General features: G+C 36.9%; 17 protein-coding genes and 2 pseudogenes. 18 read left to right on the plus strand and 1 reads right to left on the minus strand.

The annotated features are described in order from the left end of the window. The 3 genes from CU635_RS12645 to CU635_RS12655 are packed head-to-tail and all read left to right on the plus strand — an operon-like array spanning position 1 to position 2,634. Positions 1 to 1,146: an ABC transporter ATP-binding protein gene (locus CU635_RS12645; protein WP_101577736.1), complete on the plus strand. Its 1,146-nt coding sequence runs from the start codon at positions 1 to 3 to the stop codon at positions 1,144 to 1,146. Beyond that, entirely contained in the window at positions 1,127 to 1,954 is an 828-nt protein-coding gene (locus CU635_RS12650; protein ID WP_101577737.1) for a Cof-type HAD-IIB family hydrolase, read from the plus strand. The genes CU635_RS12645 and CU635_RS12650 overlap by 20 nt, the downstream gene beginning before the upstream one ends. Beyond that, positions 1,951 to 2,634: a hypothetical protein gene (locus tag CU635_RS12655; RefSeq protein WP_101577738.1), complete on the plus strand. Its 684-nt coding sequence runs from the start codon at positions 1,951 to 1,953 to the stop codon at positions 2,632 to 2,634. The genes CU635_RS12650 and CU635_RS12655 overlap by 4 nt, the downstream gene beginning before the upstream one ends. Positions 2,635 to 2,748: 114 nt before the next feature. Here the strand turns inward: CU635_RS12655 and CU635_RS23825 are convergent. Continuing rightward, a pseudogene (locus CU635_RS23825) lies at positions 2,749 to 2,906 on the minus strand (NADPH-dependent FMN reductase family protein); the annotation flags it as partial. A 393-nt stretch (positions 2,907 to 3,299) separates the two neighbouring features. Here CU635_RS23825 and CU635_RS12660 point away from each other — a divergent pair. From CU635_RS12660 to CU635_RS12720, 15 genes and pseudogenes are all read left to right on the plus strand, one after another. Beyond that, the gene (locus tag CU635_RS12660; RefSeq protein WP_101577946.1) at positions 3,300 to 4,646 is read left to right on the plus strand and encodes a diaminobutyrate--2-oxoglutarate transaminase; all 1,347 of its coding nucleotides are present in this window, start codon (positions 3,300 to 3,302) and stop codon (positions 4,644 to 4,646) included. A gap of 14 nt (positions 4,647 to 4,660) precedes the next feature. Then, positions 4,661 to 5,188 (plus strand): annotated as a pseudogene (locus CU635_RS23830) (MFS transporter); the annotation flags it as partial. Between the two features lie 274 nt (positions 5,189 to 5,462). Beyond that, positions 5,463 to 6,068, plus strand: a complete 606-nt coding sequence (locus tag CU635_RS23835) for an MFS transporter (protein ID WP_342751455.1) — start codon at positions 5,463 to 5,465, stop codon at positions 6,066 to 6,068. Positions 6,069 to 6,327: 259 nt separating this feature from the next. After that, positions 6,328 to 7,737, plus strand: coding sequence for an IucA/IucC family protein (locus CU635_RS12670; RefSeq protein WP_245917455.1), 1,410 nt, complete (start codon positions 6,328 to 6,330; stop codon positions 7,735 to 7,737). After that, entirely contained in the window at positions 7,712 to 9,499 is a 1,788-nt protein-coding gene (locus tag CU635_RS12675) for an IucA/IucC family protein (RefSeq protein ID WP_101577739.1), read from the plus strand. The genes CU635_RS12670 and CU635_RS12675 overlap by 26 nt, the downstream gene beginning before the upstream one ends. Further along, positions 9,486 to 9,728, plus strand: a complete 243-nt coding sequence (locus CU635_RS23840; RefSeq protein WP_245917456.1) for a hypothetical protein — start codon at positions 9,486 to 9,488, stop codon at positions 9,726 to 9,728. Before CU635_RS12675 ends, CU635_RS23840 begins: the two co-directional genes overlap by 14 nt. Beyond that, the gene (locus CU635_RS12680) at positions 9,653 to 10,270 is read left to right on the plus strand and encodes an HpcH/HpaI aldolase family protein (RefSeq protein WP_245917457.1); all 618 of its coding nucleotides are present in this window, start codon (positions 9,653 to 9,655) and stop codon (positions 10,268 to 10,270) included. The genes CU635_RS23840 and CU635_RS12680 overlap by 76 nt, the downstream gene beginning before the upstream one ends. Beyond that, positions 10,260 to 11,507, plus strand: coding sequence for a type III PLP-dependent enzyme (locus CU635_RS12685; protein ID WP_101577740.1), 1,248 nt, complete (start codon positions 10,260 to 10,262; stop codon positions 11,505 to 11,507). The genes CU635_RS12680 and CU635_RS12685 overlap by 11 nt, the downstream gene beginning before the upstream one ends. Beyond that, a complete protein-coding gene (locus CU635_RS12690) occupies positions 11,467 to 13,284 on the plus strand; it encodes an IucA/IucC family protein (protein WP_101577741.1) in 1,818 nt (605 codons plus the stop codon). The genes CU635_RS12685 and CU635_RS12690 overlap by 41 nt, the downstream gene beginning before the upstream one ends. Positions 13,285 to 13,297: 13 nt before the next feature. Further along, entirely contained in the window at positions 13,298 to 13,714 is a 417-nt protein-coding gene (locus tag CU635_RS12695; protein ID WP_101577742.1) for an RraA family protein, read from the plus strand. Positions 13,715 to 13,716: 2 nt separating this feature from the next. Beyond that, on the plus strand, positions 13,717 to 13,896 hold the full coding sequence (locus tag CU635_RS24210; RefSeq protein WP_180956489.1) for an RraA family protein: 180 nt from the start codon (positions 13,717 to 13,719) through the stop codon (positions 13,894 to 13,896). Positions 13,897 to 14,084: 188 nt separating this feature from the next. Continuing rightward, positions 14,085 to 14,825, plus strand: a complete 741-nt coding sequence (locus tag CU635_RS12705; protein ID WP_180955738.1) for an IucA/IucC family C-terminal-domain containing protein — start codon at positions 14,085 to 14,087, stop codon at positions 14,823 to 14,825. A gap of 252 nt (positions 14,826 to 15,077) precedes the next feature. After that, positions 15,078 to 16,136 carry an ABC transporter substrate-binding protein gene (locus CU635_RS12710; RefSeq protein WP_101577745.1) on the plus strand — a complete coding sequence of 353 codons (1,059 nt, stop codon included), beginning with the start codon at positions 15,078 to 15,080 and terminating at the stop codon, positions 16,134 to 16,136. A gap of 90 nt (positions 16,137 to 16,226) precedes the next feature. Continuing rightward, positions 16,227 to 17,240: a FecCD family ABC transporter permease gene (locus tag CU635_RS12715; protein WP_101577746.1), complete on the plus strand. Its 1,014-nt coding sequence runs from the start codon at positions 16,227 to 16,229 to the stop codon at positions 17,238 to 17,240. Next, positions 17,237 to 18,277, plus strand: a complete 1,041-nt coding sequence (locus CU635_RS12720) for a FecCD family ABC transporter permease (protein ID WP_101577747.1) — start codon at positions 17,237 to 17,239, stop codon at positions 18,275 to 18,277. The genes CU635_RS12715 and CU635_RS12720 overlap by 4 nt, the downstream gene beginning before the upstream one ends. Positions 18,278 to 18,317: the final 40 nt, after the last annotated feature.

The following is an 18,317-nucleotide window of genomic DNA, read 5'->3' on the forward strand; positions in this document are numbered from 1 at the left end:
ATGAAAGTTTCTTTAAAGCAGTTATACAAATATTACGAACCAAAAAAACCAGCTGTCAGAAATATCGAATTAGAAATTCCATCAGGAAAATTGACCACGATACTAGGGCCGTCCGGGTGTGGGAAAACCACAACCATGTTAATGATCGCTGGACTGGAAAAGCCTTCGCACGGGGAGATCTTCTTCGATCATACGTGTGTTACAACAGTTCCACCGAAATTCAGAAAAATAGGAATGGTATTTCAAAACTCGGCCCTATATCCGAATATGTCAGTTAAAGACAACATTATGTTTCCATTAAGAAATCAAAAAGTTCCTAAAAACATAGCATTAGAAAGAGTGAAGAGCGTTTTAAGAATGGTAAATCTGGAAGGATTTGAGGAGAGAAAACCGTCTCAACTTTCTGGTGGCCAGCGCCAGCGTGTGGCCATAGCAAGAGCCATAGCTAAAGAGCCTGATTTATTAATACTGGATGAACCGTTATCTGCTCTTGATGCTTCATTACGTATGAAAATGAGAGAGGAAATAAAACAACTTCAACAAAAATTAGGAATTACCACCATCATGGTCACCCATGATCAAGATGAAGCGATGGCTATGTCTGATATGATCGCGGTAATGAAAGATGGAGAGCTGCAACAGTATGATCATCCGTTAGAGATCGTCCATCATCCTACTAATTGGTTTGTCGCCAGCTTTTTAGGAATGCCGATCATGAATAGACTGGACTGCTCCTACAATTTTGCCAATCATTCACTCGTAATCGAAAAGCAAAATACAACCATTAGTCTATCAAGTTTTAACATACCCGAACACAGCTTGAATCAAAAGAAAAATCTGATCTTGGGGTTTAGGCCTCATGACGTAGAAATGGTTTTTAATAAACCAGATCAGAAGAATTTTTTAAGGGGTATGATCAAACACGTTGAACATACAGGAAGAGAATTTCTGATCACAGTCGTATTAGAAAGTACGTTTGAAGAAGTAAAAGTGATTTGTCCAACCATTCTTGTTCCGAGAGAACATTCGGATGTTTGGATAAAAATTAATACAATGCAATTTTTATTTGAACGAGACGGATCACAACAAAATATTTTTCCAAAAAATGAAAAGGATTTGAAGCAGCTTGTGGTGCATAATTTCTGACCTTGATGGTACTTTACTTGATAACAACCAACGAATCTCTAAAGATGTCATATCCAGAATTCAAAGCTTTGAGAGAGCTGGAGGTAAATTTACTTTTGCAACCGGCCGCTCACTCGATAGCGTTTTACCTTATATTAATGAAGTTGGGATTACTACTCCTGTCATCCTATACAACGGCGCCATGATTTATGAACCAATGGCCAGTGAGTTTATTTATGCTCGATTTTTAGAGAGTAATGAAATAAACGACATTGTTTCGTTATTTTTAAAGATCAGGAATCAATATAATGTCAGTTTGTTGGCCTTTGATCATGAAGGTGCTTACTTTCTCGAAGAAAGTACTTACATACATCAACAGTTAATAAAAGATTCGATTACAGCACAGTATACAACCATTGACGAACTGCTTACAAAGCAATTGGTTAAAATCATGCTGATTGGAAACCAACAAGAGATACATGAATTGAAAATGATTTACTCTATTTTCACACCGATAAACTCTGAACCCGAATTGCTGGAATTCATAGCTACAGGGGTTAATAAAGGCGAAGCAGTAAAGGTTTTGATGCAGCATCTGGAAATTCCAACGCATAAGCTTGTTGCTGTTGGCGACAATGAGAACGACATTGAAATGATTCAAACAGCAGGATTAGGAATTTCTGTAAAAAATGCGATCCCCAATTTAAAAGCCGTTTCACACTATGTCACCCAAAAAACAAATAATGAACAAGCGCTAATTGAAGTAATTGAAAAAATCCAAGCGACCAATTTATTGTCAATTAACGAACATGGAGGAGTAAGATCTTGATTGATTTATTACCGCAATTTAATAACTTCCCAAATTCAGCTCCCAGATATCCTAATCTATGGATCATGATTTCTGACAAATTAGCCGATAATTATAAGCAAGCTCTTACATTTGTCGTTCGTGCCCTTGAAGATACGATCGAAATGGAGGATGACTACGGTTATTTTCACACAGCAGAGGGATGCGACGCCGTTGGAAGGCGAAGAGGACTGCAATTAATCAAGTTAGGTGATAACGGGTATTTGACTCATGATCACTCGATTCATCTTCGTTTCTATACGCATTATTTAAGTCAACAGAAACCTTTTTATATTGAAGATGTAAACTATTATCCGGTTGCTGCCAGTGTTCATTTTGAAGTAGATCGTCCGGCTCACTTGCATCCGTTTGTGGATGAATGTCCCATTTGCGGCTGTACAGGTGAATATGAAAAATATTATCAAGAAGATTATCACAACGAATCCTCCAAGCTCAAAAATGAGTTTCTACATGATCCATTCGGAGTTGAAGCAATCATTTATGGAACCGTCAAAAACAAGCCAGTACCCCTGTTAAATGGCTTACAGACCATAACAGATGATTATGAAATGATGTGTCAAATTGTAAAGCATGAGAATTTAAGAGAGGACATGAACACCGGTACGCTTGGAATTGTTCGCTTTGTCGGGAGGAAGCAATAAGGATTTATATTATGTTCATTTTTATAAACTCTATCAAATATTTCAATTTCTTGCATAACCAGGAGAGCGGTCAAATACCGCGCCAGGCTGTCGAGTTTCTCGACAGCCTTTAATTTTCACAAATTCTCTACCAAATTCTTTGCAAATTTCAATATCATCCTGACTCGGGGTTAATTCAATTTTTAAACCATAAAGGACTACCTCTGCTCCTCTTTCCTCAATTTTTCGATAAGGATATCAACAGCTTCTTCATAATAAGGATATGATGAATTTGAAGATGCCAAGATACGTAATCCAACTCCAATAAAATAAACTTGTTAAAAAAAAGCTTAATTCTGGGCTAAGGGTTAGGGGGAATATTTTAGTCAAAATATTATGATTGCCTAGGACAAAAGGCTGTAGTGTACTTTTAAACTCTGTGACAATTTTTTGGGTGAATTTTCCTATTTTTCAATTAAGGCATTGACTATGATAATCATTATCAATTATTCTTAATAAGGTAATTGATAATGAATTTCATTATCATAAGCAACCGATGTGAAAATGCACTCTGTATCCCAGACTGATTTCTTATTAAACAATTTATTTTCATCACGCTTTATTAATGATCTTAATATCAATTACGGTAATTTCCATTATTAAATAAAAAGGAGTGTCCATAGATGATGACATTCAAAACGGGGAACAAGTATTTAGAATTACAGAATCAAAAAGAATCGAATGCCCGATCCTATCCACGTCATTTCCCGTTGGTTATTGAGAAAGCGGAAGGAATGATGATAATAGATGTAGAAGGGAAAGTATTTTATGATTGTTTAAGCGGTGCAGGAACACTTGCATTAGGACATAATCATCCAGTTGTAATTCAAGCAATAGAAGATGTGCTAAAACGACAAATTCCGTTACATACATTAGACTTAGCAACTCCTTTGAAAATCGAATTTATACAAGAAATACTCTCCATATTACCTTTAGAGTTAAGAGACTCGACTAAAATACAATTTTGTGGGCCAACCGGTGCTGATGGTGTTGAGGCAGCGATTAAATTAGTGAAAAATGCCACTAAAGGTAAGTCCATCTTGGCGTTCCAGGGGGGTTACCACGGATCGACACAAGCTACCATGTCCATGAGTGGTAACTTAAGCAAGAAGCAACATTTGCAAAGTTTATTACCTGATGTTCATTTTCTCCCTTTTCCATATGAATATCGGTGCCCATTTGGTATTGGCGAAGGTAAGACTGCTAAAATTAGCGCGCAATATATCGAAAATTTATTAGATGATTGTGAAAGTGGTATAGCGTCTCCTTGTGGCATGATATTTGAAACAGTACAAGGGGAAGGTGGATCAATCCCAGCTGATATTGAATGGTTAAAAGAAATGAGACGTATTACTGCAGAAAGAGGAATTCCTTTAATTGTAGATGAAGTTCAAACAGGAATTGGGAGAACTGGTGAAATTTTTTCTTTTGAACATGCGGGCATCATTCCAGATGTCATTGTTTGTTCGAAAGCAGTTGGAGGAAGCCTGCCAATGTCGGTTGTTATTTATAAAGAGGAACTGGATCAATGGAATCCAGGGGCGCATATTGGTACTTTCCGCGGCAATCAGTTGGGCATGGCTACAGGGTTGGCAACTTTAAAATATATAAAAGAAAACCATATACTTGAAAATGTAAAAGTACGCAGCAAGCAATTTTTTGAAAGGCTTAACGATTTAAGAGAAAAATATGAAGAGATTGGCGATGTTCGTGGAAGAGGGTTGATGATAGGGGTTGAAATTGTAAATCCCAAAGAACAAAAAGATTGTTTAGGACACTATCCAGAATTTGAGGAGCTGGCTTTAAAAATTCAAGAGAGATGTTTTAAGAATGGCTTGATTATTGAAGTAGGAGGACGCCACTCAGCAGTCATGCGTTTTTTACCTCCATTGACCATTACAGAAAATGAAACCACAGAAGTTTTAAATATTTTTGAGAAATCTGTAGTTGAAGCTATTCAAATGATCAATTAACAATGGTTATTTTAATGAAATTGAAAAAGCATACTGTTTTAATTGCTATCCTTATTGGCTCCTTTTCTTTAGTTTTGACGAATAGCGCGTTTAATATATTATTGCCGAGCTTTGTTCAAATGTATGATATCTCCACTATATATGGTGGATGGATTATTGCACTTTATCTATTGGCAATGACGATCACAATGCCGTTGACTGCTTGTATTGTTGATCGTCTCGGCAGAAAAAAAACATATATTTTGGGAATTGGCTTATACTTTGTGTTTTCAATAATGGGTGGCTTATTTTATCAATATGTACAGATGATATTGTTAGTACGCTTTATGCATGGCATCGCAGCCGGTTTAACGATTCCTTTGTCATTAGTTTTATTATTTGATATTTACAGTAAAGAAATCCGTGGAAAAGTGACTGGTGTATGGGGAATGTTGTTAACCATTGCGCCGGCTATTGGTCCAACGTTTGGAGGTCTCATTATTCAATTTGGAGAGTTAAGACATCTATTTTGGATAAATGTTCCTTTTGCGCTGTTTTCATTAATCTTGTGCTATAGGCAAATCAACCCTGATCGACCTGCGCATAGAAAAACAATCCGCCTTCAAGGAATTGTATTACTGGTTTTAGGCATTGGCGGACTAAGTCTGGGCATTCAGATGTTTTCAAATCAGACGATACCGGGGTGGGCAAACAAGTGTAATGCTTTTTTTAGGCGTCGTTATTTTGATTCGCTTTATTCAAATAGAGAACATACAAAAAGAACCTTTAATTCGTTTCGGGCTCTTACGCAATTCTGTATATGCTGTCTCAGTCATAATGTCAGCAGTCCATGCTTCAGTCATGTTTGGCGTTATCTTTACATTACCATTAATGTTCCAAGAGGTGTTCCATTTATCACCCTCATTAACAGGTGCCCTGTTTATTCCGACAGCCATTTTTACAAGTTTGTTTGTATGGATCGGTGGAAACTTAATTGATTCGGGCAAATCCATGCATTTTATTGTTTATGGCATAGGCCTGATTGCCATTTCAATATTGTTTTTTGCATTTGTCCCCAAAGGAGTGCCATTAATTTTCATTGTCATCCTAATGGCAGTAAGAGGAATGGGTGTTGGTTTATCAAATATGCCCGTCACGACAATTGGGCTTAATTCATTAAAAGATGACGACCTGCACGAAGGATCAGCATTGTCTAATACGATAAAACGTTTAGCATCTTCTTTTTCAGTGATAATATTAACCGTTTATTACGATGCGCGTTGGCAAATGATCATTCAATCTGGAGAAAGCACTCACCATGCAAAATGGATGGCATTAAAAGAAGAATCTCTAGTGTTAGGGATTTTAATGGTATTAACTTTACCGCTGGCTTTATTTTTAAATAGAAGAAAATTAGATGAAGGTGTTAAAAATGTCAGTTAAAAAACGGGTTGAAAGTCGGAATCAAGCAAACTTTCATACATGTAAGACATTATTAAATTGTTTTATTAGAGAGTTTTGCAGTGAAAATTCAAACTCCTTTTCGGTCAGTAAAAATAAAAATGCTTATTCTATATATTTCCCAACTAGTGACGTAACCATATCAGGAACTCTTTCATTTTATTCTGCAATAGGTGAACATGAATTTGCTAGTTTTTAGGTAAACAAAGAAAGAAAACTTGATTATTCTTATTTAGTTCAATTGATCGTTAAAGAAATAAAAGATAAGCATCCTGAAATAACGGCTGAACGTTCTATTGATTTTTCAAATAAAGTTGATAATAGCTTTCAAAAATTAGCTTTATTTTTAGAGTATTCGGTTGAACAACATAAATGGGATTATTTAACGTCAGAACAATCGCTCTTATATGGGCATCCGTTCCATCCCTTTCCCAAAAATACGTTAGGATTTACAAAAGATGAAGTTAAAAAGTATTGTCCAGAACTCCGTACTTCTTTTCAGCTGTGTTATTTAGCTGTTAGAAATGATATTTACCAGGAAGAATGGGTGTCGGAAGAAAGAAGGATTGATCTGCATAAAAGTGTTAAAGAGCATGCACAACAAGTTCTTAAAGACAAAATGGTTTCCTATGCAATTTTACCCATTCACCCTTGGCAATACGAGCATGTAAAAACAGTAAAAGAAGTAGAGGACTATATAAATCAAGAGAAAATAATCCCGCTTGGCAGCTTAGGCCCTGTGGCATATCCGACATCTTCTGTCCGTACGGTATATATTCCTGAAATGACCTGCAACCTTAAGCTTTCGCTAAACATTCAAATAACAAATATGATGAGAACCAATAATAAAGAACAAATGCGCAGAACATTGGATGCGACCAGGTACATATTACAGAGAAGCTGTTTCCAGGAAGAATCGAATACAAAAATCTCTTATGAGGTAGGAGTATGTACGTGCAAGTTTGCAAATGAAGACGTCACAAAATTATTTACTATTGTCTATCGCCCAATTGAATTCGATGTAGAGACAACTTTTGTTCTTTCCAGTTTAATTGAAACTCCGGTTAAGCGTAATCATTCCCGGCTATACTCACTGACTGGAAGTCAAAAAATAGAACACTGGTTCAAACGATATTTGGAAATTTCATTATTGCCTATTGTCCGTTTAGCAGAAGAGAAAGGCATTCATTTTGAAGCGCATTTACAAAACTCCTTACTAACGATAAAGAATGGCATGCCGGAAACATTTATTATTAGAGATTTAGAAGGTGTAAGTGTAAATATAGAAAAGGTTGAAGAGGATGTTGATACGACAGGCCCCCTATTCTATAAACAAGAAGAAGCTTGGGCACGCACATCATATTATTTTGTTGTTAATCATTTAGGATCTTTCATACATGCAATTGCCAAAGATGCAAATGTGGAAGAAGAACATTTTTGGGGAATTGTTCGTGATGTTCTTCTGCAAGAATATGAAAAAAATGCGAACGAATTTATTCTTCATTTGCTAACAACTGAGACGTTTGCTGCTAAAAAAAATATGATAAGTTGTCTTTTTGGGAAAAGTGAGGCACCATCCTATATTCCGGTGAACAATATAATGAAGAAATTGGGGAGTGAAACCTATGGCAACGCTAAGTTACTCGTATAAAGACAAGGCATTATTGATTGATGAAGTAAAAGAGAGGATTATGCGCCAAACGTTGGAGGCATTATTCTTTGAAGATATTATCAAAGCAACCAAAACTGGAACAGATTGGTTTTTTAACGGAAAAAGTGCTAAAGGAGATATCATCCATTATTCGTGTAAAGCAGATGTAAAATGGTCATTCGGTCGAATTAAAATCGAAAAAAAATCAATTAAAAGAGAAGGGGAGGAATTTACCAATTTATATCTATTTCTTGAAGAGATTATACAAAATAACGTAACAGGTTCATATACTTCTCAGTTTATTCATGAGTTATTGGAAACATTAGTAAAGGATCACCAGTCAAAGCAGTTCCAAGTAGATCAAATACCGGAACAGGACAAATATTATGAAGTGTTGGAAAGTCATATGGTGGATGGCCACCCTTATCATCCAAGCTATAAATCAAGAATCGGCTTTTCTTTAGCAGATAACTTTGATTATGGACCAGAATTCAATCAGGAAGTTTCTATATACTGGGTTGCAGTAAATGAGCAGCTAATTGATGTCAATACTCTGAAAAAGATGTCATTTGAAGAAATAATTAAACATCATGTGACAAATGAAGATAAATATAGGTTTTTACAGGTGCTTAAGGAAAAAGGCTGCGAAGAAAAGAATTATGTTTTTTTGCCAGCACATCCCTGGCAACTAGAAAACAAAATTCTATCTCTCTTCGTTCAACAATTGATTGATAAAGATATTGTGATTCTAGGAACAGCAAATAGTACTTATAGAGTACAGCAATCTATCCGTTCTTTATCACATCGTGAAAATGCAGAAGCACCATATATAAAATTTCCGTTAAGTATAACAAATACTTCAACCAGTCGTATTCTAGCCCATCACACAACTCAGAATGCCCCGTTAATAAGTGATTGGCTAAATAAAATTATTCAAGATGACTCGTTATTAAAAAAAGAAAAATTTCAGATTTTAAGAGAAGTAATGGGAATATCTTTTCGGTACGATAAGCTAAATCCAATTCAATATGATATGACTTATGGAACGCTCGGAGCCATTTTCAGAGAAAATGTTTCGACATATCTTGAAGATAATGAGGAAGCGTGGCCGCTAAATGCTCTATCACATACTCAAAAAAACGGAGAGCCATTTATTAAAGCTGCGATTGAACAATATGGGGTTGAAGCTTGGAGTGAAGCGCTTATTAAAGTTGTAACGTTTCCAATCATACATTTATTATTTGCTCATGGGATCGCGCTGGAATCCCATGCTCAAAATATTATTTTAGTCGTTGAAAACAATTTCCCGAAAAGAATGATTATTAAAGATTTGCATGATGGAGTTCGGTATACTCCTGATCAACTCTTAAAGCCGGATTGGGAGCCAAAATTAAATCCAGAGCCGGAAAGTCACAGGAAATTTAACCGATATTCGTTTATTCAGGCCAAAGATGCAGCAGAAGTTAGAGACTATACATATGATGCATTTTTCTTTATCTGCATGACAGAAATTTGTTACACATTTGAAAAATTCGGATTGAGTGAGATAGATTTTTGGAGTAGATGTGTAAAAACGATAGCAGCGTATCAACATGATCATCCTGAATTTAAAGAACGGTTTGAGATGTTTAATTTATTTTCTGAAGCTGCATTGATCGAAGAGATGACCAAGCGGCGTATTTACGGCGACGGCCAGTTGTATTTCCGCAAAACAAAAAATCCTTTGCTGTTGACGTGGAGTGAAATGAATGGAAAAAAATAAGCTTAAAGAAAAAATTAAAAAAAATGAACCTGTTTTTGGAATGTTTGTATCTATACCACATCCGATCATGGTTGAACTAATTGGTCATGCTGAATTTGACTTTGTCATTATTGATTATGAACATACATCAACGAATATGGAAACATTGAAGATATGGTCCGTGCTGCCGAGTTGGTGGGGATTACGCCGCTTGTCCGTATTTCAAAAGTTGACAGGATCGAAATTTTGAAAGTGCTCGATTGTGGCGCTCAAGGCATTGTCATACCAAATGTTACGCAAAAGGAACAAGTAGAAAATGCAATTAACTATGCTTTCTATCATCCAATTGGCATGAGAAGTCTTAACAGTGGCAGGCCAGGAGTATTCGCAAAGTATTCTTTAAGAGATTATATCGCCAAGGCAAATAAAGAGATGATGATCGTTCCAATGATCGAAAGCTTGCTAGGTGTTAATGAAAGTGAATCGATTTTATCTCTGCCACAAATTAGTTTCGTTCTGGAAGGAGCAGCGGACCTTTCTCAATCACTTGCTGTGCCGTGGGAGACAGATCATCCAGAAGTGCAAAAAAATTTAGAGAAATTATATGAAGTATCAAAGCAATGTAACGTACCTTACTCAATTGTCTCCAGACATCCAAAGAATCATAAGAAGTGGGTGGAAAATGGGGTACATATTTTTGTGTTGGGGGATGAGAGAGGTACAGCATTTCGGGCATATATGCAAAAATTGAAAGAATATCGAAGTTTAATTGGAGGTCAGTATGGATCCTGATATAAAAAAAATGATAAATGAGGTGCATAATCAAACGATAGACCCAATATGTGCTTATATATATGACTTGGAAGGGATTCAAAACCATGTAAGTAATATGTTAAGCACGTTGCCCAAGCAGACTAATTTATTTTATGCCATTAAAGCGAATCCTGATAAGAGAATTATACAGGCATTATTGCCGTTAGTGAAGGGGTTTGAAGTTGCATCGATAGGTGAGTTGAGCAAAGTAAGAGAGGTTTCCAAAACGGTACCTGTTTTATTCGGGGGGCCTGGCAAAAAAGATTATGAACTTGAAAGGGCAATTAGCGAAAATGTTTCATATCTGCATGTAGAAAGTTTTTTGGAACTGAAGAAATTAATCGTGCTGGCGAAAAAAAGCAATAAGCATATTCAAGTCTTATTACGGATTAATTTAAGAACAAATTCATTGCCCAAAACAAACATATCAATGGGAGGCCGGCCAAGTCAGTTTGGAATAGATGAAGAGTTAATTGGAGAAGCGTTATCCATTTTAAGAGAGAAAGAAAATACGCACGTTCATTTCAGGGGTTTTCACTTCCATTCTTTATCAAATAACCTAAGAACAAAATTACACGTAGAAATGATTCATCATTATATTCAAAAAGTGGAACAATGGAAACACCAATATGGATTAGATGTGAAAGTTATTAACGCTGGAGGAGGTTTTGGGGTCTCTTATAATGAGACACCTGGATTTGACTGGCAGCTCTTTACCTCCTTATTGGCCCAAAGTGAAGCATTACAAAACCTGGGTGATACGCAATTGTTCTTTGAACCGGGTAGATTTATCGTTGCCGACTATGGTTATTATATTGCGGAAGTAGTAGATATAAAAATGTCAGCTGGCCAGTGCTTCGCTGTAATAAGGGGCGGAACCCATCATAATAGATTGCCTGCATCCTGGGGGCATAATCATCCGTTTTCCGTAATACATCTTGAAAGGTGGTCTTATCCTTTTCAAAGACCGGAAACCAAAAGTTCGAACGTAACGATCGTTGGCGAGTTGTGCACACCTAAGGATCGGCTCTATGAAAATGCCGAGGTGGAAAGTTTACGGGTTGGAGATGCCATCCTATTTAAGAAATCAGGTGCATATTGCTGGACTATTTCTCACCATGACTTTTTAGGTCATCCTCACCCTGAATTTTATTACATAACAGAAGGGAACCGTTATGGAAAAAACAATAACTCAATTACAAAGTGTTACTGCTGAGCAAATAATAACGCAAGATTTAATGAATGCATTTATTGCAGAGCAATTTTTTTATATCGATAAACATACCACAAAAATGCTTTCAGATGTACCAAATGTTATTCAAGAACTTTATCCCGAATTTAAACAAACTTTGGTTTATATCGATAAATTATGTTTTCTTATGGAAAAAAGTTATAGACAGGGCTATCAGTGGGTGTCTGGTTCTTCTATTTATAAGAAGGAGAACCATGATTGGGTGGCGATAAGTTCACCTATAGAACTCAGCAAATTGGTGCTGGAACATTCGTTGTCTAAAGAAGCATATGCACATTCGGGTGTAGGAGATTTTCTGGAAGGGTTAAAAGTGTCTATAGAGCAATTAAATCTTAGTCTAAAACGGATGGATGATTACGAAACTATTAAGCCCACGTCAGCTTATGATTGGTTTGTTAAAGGCGAGATGATCGCATCTTTACGTGATCGGCCGTTTCATCCTTTGTCCAAAGCAAAAATAGGTTTTACACCAATCGATTATCAAAAGTATATGGCTGAATTCGGGAGACAGACGACCTTATGTTGGGTGGCAATATGTAATGATTCAGTCGTAAAAGGGTGCCCGGAAAATGGACTGGAAAGCCTTGATATTCTAAAAGACGAGGAAAAAGCGATCATTGAAAACGAGTTAATACTCAAAGGGATTTCCAAAGATAAATATACGATCATACCTGTTCATCCGTGGCAGCTTAAAAACATTATCATCCCAAATTTTAAACAAGAATTAGAGGATAAAATAATTATCATCCTGGATTCAAAAGTTGGCGATTTCCTGGCCACATCCTCTGTGCGTTCATTAACATCTCCCCATGAATCAACGAAAATGTTGAAACTACCAATTAGTGTTAAGTCATTGGGTGCTGCCAGATACTTGCCAGTCGTTAAATTATTAAATGGTATAGCCGGAGAGCAAATGTTTAGACAAGCTGTAGCTTGCGACGAGACTCTTGCTAACAGAGTATTCTTATGTGAAGAAAAAAATTGGTGGGGATATATGCCTCAATCTATAGGGCTTTTTGATGATCATCCGCGCCATTTGGCAGCCCAAGTAAGAACTTATCCTCAAGAAATTATGAATAATGGTTATAAAATTATATCCATGTCTTCTTTAGGCGTCGAACTTCAAGGCCATCATTTTTTAAGTGAATTATTAGAAGAAACTCTATCAAATGAAGATGTTATCAGCTTTTATACAGATTTAGCGACTGTATTTCATGATATTACAATGAGGTTGTTTAAAGTCGGGATTGTACCGGAGATTCACGGCCAAAATTGTTGTGTAGTACTAAAAAATAAAAAAATAGTTGGATTATTATTTAGAGACCATGATTCAGTCCGCTTGCATCAAACGTATTTAGAAAAACATAAAATTAAAGATCCTGGGTACCAGATAAGACCCGGTTATTCAAACACCTTATATAACGAATCGATTGAAAAATTAATTTTTTACATCCAATCCCTTGGCATACAAGTGAATTTGGCTGTAATAATGGAATCGTTATCCAAAATCTATCATATTCCAGAAAATATATTTTGGGAAATAACAGAAATGAAATTAAGAGAAGCGTTGCTATCAATCGATATACCTGAAGCGGATAGGGAAGTACTGCACTATGAGCTGTTCGAAAGAAAAGAGTGGCCGGTGAAGCTAATCATTCGTCCTTTACTGGAATCAGATGGTGTCCCGGGGGCGATGCCATCTGGAAAGGGGATAGGATATAATCCATTTTATTTGAATTAGCAAGGAGGCCAAAATGTTAACGGTTAGAGAAAGAGTGCAGAAATATACTGCGGATGAGATAGAAGAATTTAAATCGGTTAGCACTTCGACAATAGGGCACTTTACCGATTTTGGTTTCATAGCTAATTTTAATTGTACAGTATCCGTTACTAAAGTGTATGGGGAAGTTATTACGGTAAAATTATCAAGTGGAGATGGTTACCCATTAAATATAGCTCTTCAACATGCTAAAGAAGGGGATATTTTAGTTATTGATGCTTCAGGGAATAAAACACATGCTTGTTGGGGAGAATTTAGAGCCAGAAAAGCAGAAGAAATCGGATTATCTGCCGTTATAGTTGGTGGGGCAGTAACAGACTTTGAATATTTAAGGAGGAGTCGTATACCGGTGTTTTATGAATCGTTTCACCAAAGACGACGAGAAATTTAAAGTTGGAAGGGGAAGTCAACACTCCAGTAAGTGTAGGTGGAGTCGTTTTTGAATCGGGTGACTATATTATCGCCGATCAAGACGGTATTTACAAATTCAACCACCTGAATTATAAAATATTAATGGAACGTGCAATAGAAAAAGAAAAAACAGAGAAATCAAGAAGATTGGTAAATTACTAAGGTTAGGACAGACACAATGGCAATTTCTTAAAGGTTAAGCTGGAGCGTGTTCATTCTCGCCATATTTATGACGGGTCAGCACGAATTTCTTTTTTTTACTTTTAGAACTTAAGCAGGTGCTTTTTATTCAATTTAATATTCTTTATTTTACTGATTAAGAATTGAAATTTGTTATTAGGATGATAAAAATGAACAGTATGATGATGAATAAACTTAAGACATTCAATATACATTTAGAGCATGAGAAACCCAAGGATATAGAGATGTCGGATCTTTTAAATGAAGAAAAATGCCGAGTATTTTTACAAAAATTAATGTTGCAGATAAAAGCACCAAATTTATCAGTCGCGGCTTCGATGTTTTCTAAAAGGTATGCTTATCTCATCGTAGCGTCTACCTTGTATAGTATGGTCCAATACAATTGTACGCTTAAATTACCTGTTAAAGCATGTGCATTGAGTAAAGAACGTGAATTATGTATTCAATTAGAATGTTGCCCTTGGGAGGAAACAACGAATTTAGAGAGGGAACAATGGCGTGTAAACGTATTACGCTCTCTTTTTTCTGAACACATTACTCCTGTTTTAAATACATTGCAAAAAACATCCCGTCTTTCTCCGTCAATACTGTGGGAAAACGTAGCCATTCGAATCAACTCCATCTATCGGAAAATATTGTCCAGAGACGTTGAGCTGGTCAAAATCGAACGACTGAACAGTGACTTTCAATTTCTAAAAAATGCGGAAGGCGACTTATTTAATTTAAAAGAAAATCCGATTAAAGAATATTTGAAAATTGGAGAAGAACTTGAACAAAATCCATGCCGGAAAACTTGCTGTATGTATTATCTACTGGAAGAAGACCTTGAAGGAATTGGTTATTGCAGAATTTGCCCCATTAAAAGCAAACTTCAAAGAATCGGAAATTAGGATATTCAAACAATTAATAATCTTTAATTAAATTTCTATTGACTAAAATCCCTAATTATTTTATCATCTTAATTGATAATGATTTTCAATATTAATTAGAGAGGAACTTTCCATATAAAACCCCGCTTAATTTGACAGGTTCTCATCAATATTTTAATAAAGGGGGAAAACACGTTCAGTAGGTATTCAAAGATTATGAATATATAATTTATTACTGATAAAAATTATCACTATCAATTAGGAGGAATCTACATGCCAGGAATTACATACTCATTTGAAAGAAAATATTCATTTTCTTTGCTCGCAATCATTTTATCCCTTGCAATGATTTTAACTGGATGTGGAAGTCAATCATCAGGAGAAGCATCGAAAGAAAATAAAGAGGCGGAACAGACAGAACAAAAAGAAGGAACTGGAGGAAAGCAAGCTGCAGGGTTAGAAAGTTCCCGTGACATTACTCATGCAATGGGAACAACAACCATTAAGGGAACACCAAAAAGAATTGTAACCTTATACCAAGGGGCCACCGATGTTGCTGTTGCCTTTGGAGTAAAACCGGTAGGAGTGGTTGAGTCCTGGGTAGAACAGCCGATTTATAAATACCTTAGAAACGATTTGGAAGGAGTCCAAAATGTGGGTTTGGAAACACAGCCGAACCTTGAAGAAATTTCAAAATTGAAACCGGATTTGATTATCGCTTCTAAGCTGCGTCATGAAAAAATTTATGATCAATTATCTCAAATTGCCCCAACCGTTACTCATGAGACTGTTTTTAATTTTAAAGAAACGGTTGATTTGATGGGAACAGCGCTAAATAAGGAAGACAAAGCAAATGAACTTGTTTCTGACTGGGACAACAGGGTTGCTGATTTTAAAGAAAAGATTTCTGCCAAAATGGGTGATAAATGGCCAATTGAGCTATCCGTACTTAATTTCAGGGAAGATCACTCCCGTATTTATATAACAGGCTTTGCTGGAGATATATTAGGTGAACTTGGGTTTGTACGTCCTGAATTTCAACAAAAAGAAGCGGAAAAGGGTACAGTTGTACTTAAGCTAACGGATAAAGAAAGTATTCCTAATATGAATGCGGATAGCTTCTTTGTATTTAATTTTGATGATACAAGCGGTGAAGCGGTTAAAAAATCATATGAAGAATGGACCAGTCATCCATTATGGAAAAATCTTGATGCTGTGAAAAACAATCAGGTATATATGGTGGATGAGGTTACCTGGAATAATGGCGGAGGCATTATTTCAGCAAATAACATGCTGGATGACCTTTACAAGCATTTTGAGTTGGAGAAGTAAATAGCCGAAGGTAGACAGAATAGGAAGGATTTTATAATCCTCCTATTTTTGTCATTTAAAAAACTAAATTCATGAAAGTAGAGGGAGGAAATGACACATCTATTTCTTCGTACATACTCAAAATTTTTAGGTTTAATACTCGGATTTGGTCTTTTTGCCATCTCTTTTACTTTAAGTATTGCTTTGGGTCAGACGCCAATTCCATTTAAAACTGCAATCGAGGCTTTATTACATTTTGATCCGTCTTCAACAGAGCATGTAATTATCACAACCACACGAACTTCACGGGCTGTCATAGCAACGGTAATTGGAGCAAGCCTTGCGATAGCGGGGGCGTTTATGCAGGCATTAACAAGAAACCCGCTGGCTTCCCCGAGTATTTTTGGAATCAATGCCGGCGCTCTGTTTTTTATCGTTTTTGCTGTTTCATTTTTTTCAGTTACGTCTTTGATACATCTCATGTGGATGGGTTTTTTAGGGGCGGCAGTTGCAGCAATTCTAGTTTATTTTCTTGGTTCACTGGGAAGCGATGGATTGTCACCAATAAAAATTGTTCTGGCGGGTGCTGCTATTTCAGCCTTATTTGTTTCTTTTACCCAAGGTTTGTTAGTCCTTGATGAACAAAATCTGGAAGGAATGCTCTTTTGGCTGTCCGGTTCTGTAGCCGGCAGAACCTTAGATATGCTTAAACCAATCCTGCCTTTCATGGCAAGCGCAGTAATTTTGGCCTTCCTGTTGGGGCATGCCGTTAATATCTTGACATCTGGAGAAGACATAGCGAAAGGTCTGGGCCAACGAATCATTTTAGTAAAAATATTAATTGCATTCGTTGTTGTAATCCTGGCTGGCGGCTCCGTTGCTGTTGGCGGTTCCATTGGTTTTATTGGTCTCATTATACCTCATATTGTTCGTTCGCTGGTTGGCATTGATTATCGGTGGATTGTTCCCTATTGTGCATTGTTGGGCGCCAGTTTATTATTATTGGCTGATGTGGCGGCAAGGTTTGTCATTATGCCCCAAGAAATGCCCATTGGAGTCATGACGGCGTTTATTGGCACCCCATTTTTTATTTATATTGCACGCAGGGGGTTTAACAAGGAATGAGCAAGTATTTCTCAGTACGGGATAGATCAGGCAGATTTTCTTTTCATATAGAAAAAAAAATGGTTGTTATTTTTTCATTATTACTTTGTTTATCGCTGTTGTTGTTTATAGTGGGGCTATCCGTAGGAAGTACTATGATCAATCCTTTGATTGTACTATTACACTTATTGGGGCTGGAAAGTACGGAATACCAATTTACTATTGATACCCTTAGACTTCCTAGAATGATTCTTTCTTTACTTGTCGGCATGGCACTTGGAGTATCCGGCCTAATCTTGCAGGGGATCGTCCGGAATCCTTTAGCTTCTCCCGATATTATAGGAATAACCGGTGGTGCTTCGGCTGCAGCAGTTTTGTTTATTACGTACTTTTCGGGGACAATCAGTATTAAGTTCATCCCTTTTGCCGCCATATTGGGGGCCGGAATTGTCTCACTTGTCATTTACATTTTAGCCTGGAAAAAGGGTGTCACACCTATCCGCCTTGTACTCATTGGAATTGGAGTGGCAGCAGCAATGGGTGCTTTAACAACGATGATGATCGTCCTTAATCGAACTTACACAACAGGGCAGGCTTATATTTGGCTAACAGGAAGCGTCTATGGAGCAAATTGGGAAAATGTTTATTCAATGTTGCCGTGGGTGCTGATTTTTGTTCCGCTTGCCCTTCTATTTTCCCGAGAGGTTAATGTGCAGGAACTGGGTGATCAAGTGGCTTTAGGTTTGGGCTCAAGGGTGCAGTATCACCGCTTTGCCCTGCTTATTGTTTCTGTGGCGTTGGCAGGTTCTGCTGTGGCATATGCCGGAGGAATCGGATTTGTCGGCTTAATTGCACCTCATATTGCAAGAAAACTGGTTGGCCGATCTTTTGGGGGGTTGGTACCTGTTGCCGCTTTGATAGGAGGACTAATTGTTATTTTAGCAGATGTGGTGGCCAGAACTGCGTTTCTCCCGCTAGATCTTCCAGCAGGGGTGTTTGTATCAGGAATAGGTGCCCCTTTTTTTATTTATTTGCTGTATAGAAATCGGAATATGTAGAAGAAGCTGAGACTATGAGTATGTTAGAAGCAAGTTCTCT

The organism is Bacillus canaveralius (genome assembly GCF_002860125.1).
GTDB lineage: Bacteria > Bacillota > Bacilli > Bacillales > Cytobacillaceae > Bacillus_BJ > Bacillus_BJ canaveralius.

Bases quoted from the DNA above. Each gene is read 5' to 3' on its own strand.
- CU635_RS12645 (WP_101577736.1), top strand. From the start codon at position 1: ATGAAAGTTTCTTTAAAGCAGTTATACAAATATTACGAACCAAAAAAA.
- CU635_RS12660 (WP_101577946.1), top strand. From the start codon at position 3,300: ATGACATTCAAAACGGGGAACAAGTATTTAGAATTACAGAATCAAAAA.
- CU635_RS23835 (WP_342751455.1), top strand. From the start codon at position 5,463: ATGTCAGCAGTCCATGCTTCAGTCATGTTTGGCGTTATCTTTACATTA.
- CU635_RS12675 (WP_101577739.1), top strand. From the start codon at position 7,712: ATGGCAACGCTAAGTTACTCGTATAAAGACAAGGCATTATTGATTGAT.
- CU635_RS23840 (WP_245917456.1), top strand. From the start codon at position 9,486: ATGGAAAAAAATAAGCTTAAAGAAAAAATTAAAAAAAATGAACCTGTT.
- CU635_RS12680 (WP_245917457.1), top strand. From the start codon at position 9,653: ATGGTCCGTGCTGCCGAGTTGGTGGGGATTACGCCGCTTGTCCGTATT.
- CU635_RS12685 (WP_101577740.1), top strand. From the start codon at position 10,260: ATGGATCCTGATATAAAAAAAATGATAAATGAGGTGCATAATCAAACG.
- CU635_RS12690 (WP_101577741.1), top strand. From the start codon at position 11,467: ATGGAAAAAACAATAACTCAATTACAAAGTGTTACTGCTGAGCAAATA.
- CU635_RS12695 (WP_101577742.1), top strand. From the start codon at position 13,298: ATGTTAACGGTTAGAGAAAGAGTGCAGAAATATACTGCGGATGAGATA.
- CU635_RS12705 (WP_180955738.1), top strand. From the start codon at position 14,085: ATGAACAGTATGATGATGAATAAACTTAAGACATTCAATATACATTTA.
- CU635_RS12710 (WP_101577745.1), top strand. From the start codon at position 15,078: ATGCCAGGAATTACATACTCATTTGAAAGAAAATATTCATTTTCTTTG.
- CU635_RS12715 (WP_101577746.1), top strand. From the start codon at position 16,227: ATGACACATCTATTTCTTCGTACATACTCAAAATTTTTAGGTTTAATA.
- CU635_RS12720 (WP_101577747.1), top strand. From the start codon at position 17,237: ATGAGCAAGTATTTCTCAGTACGGGATAGATCAGGCAGATTTTCTTTT.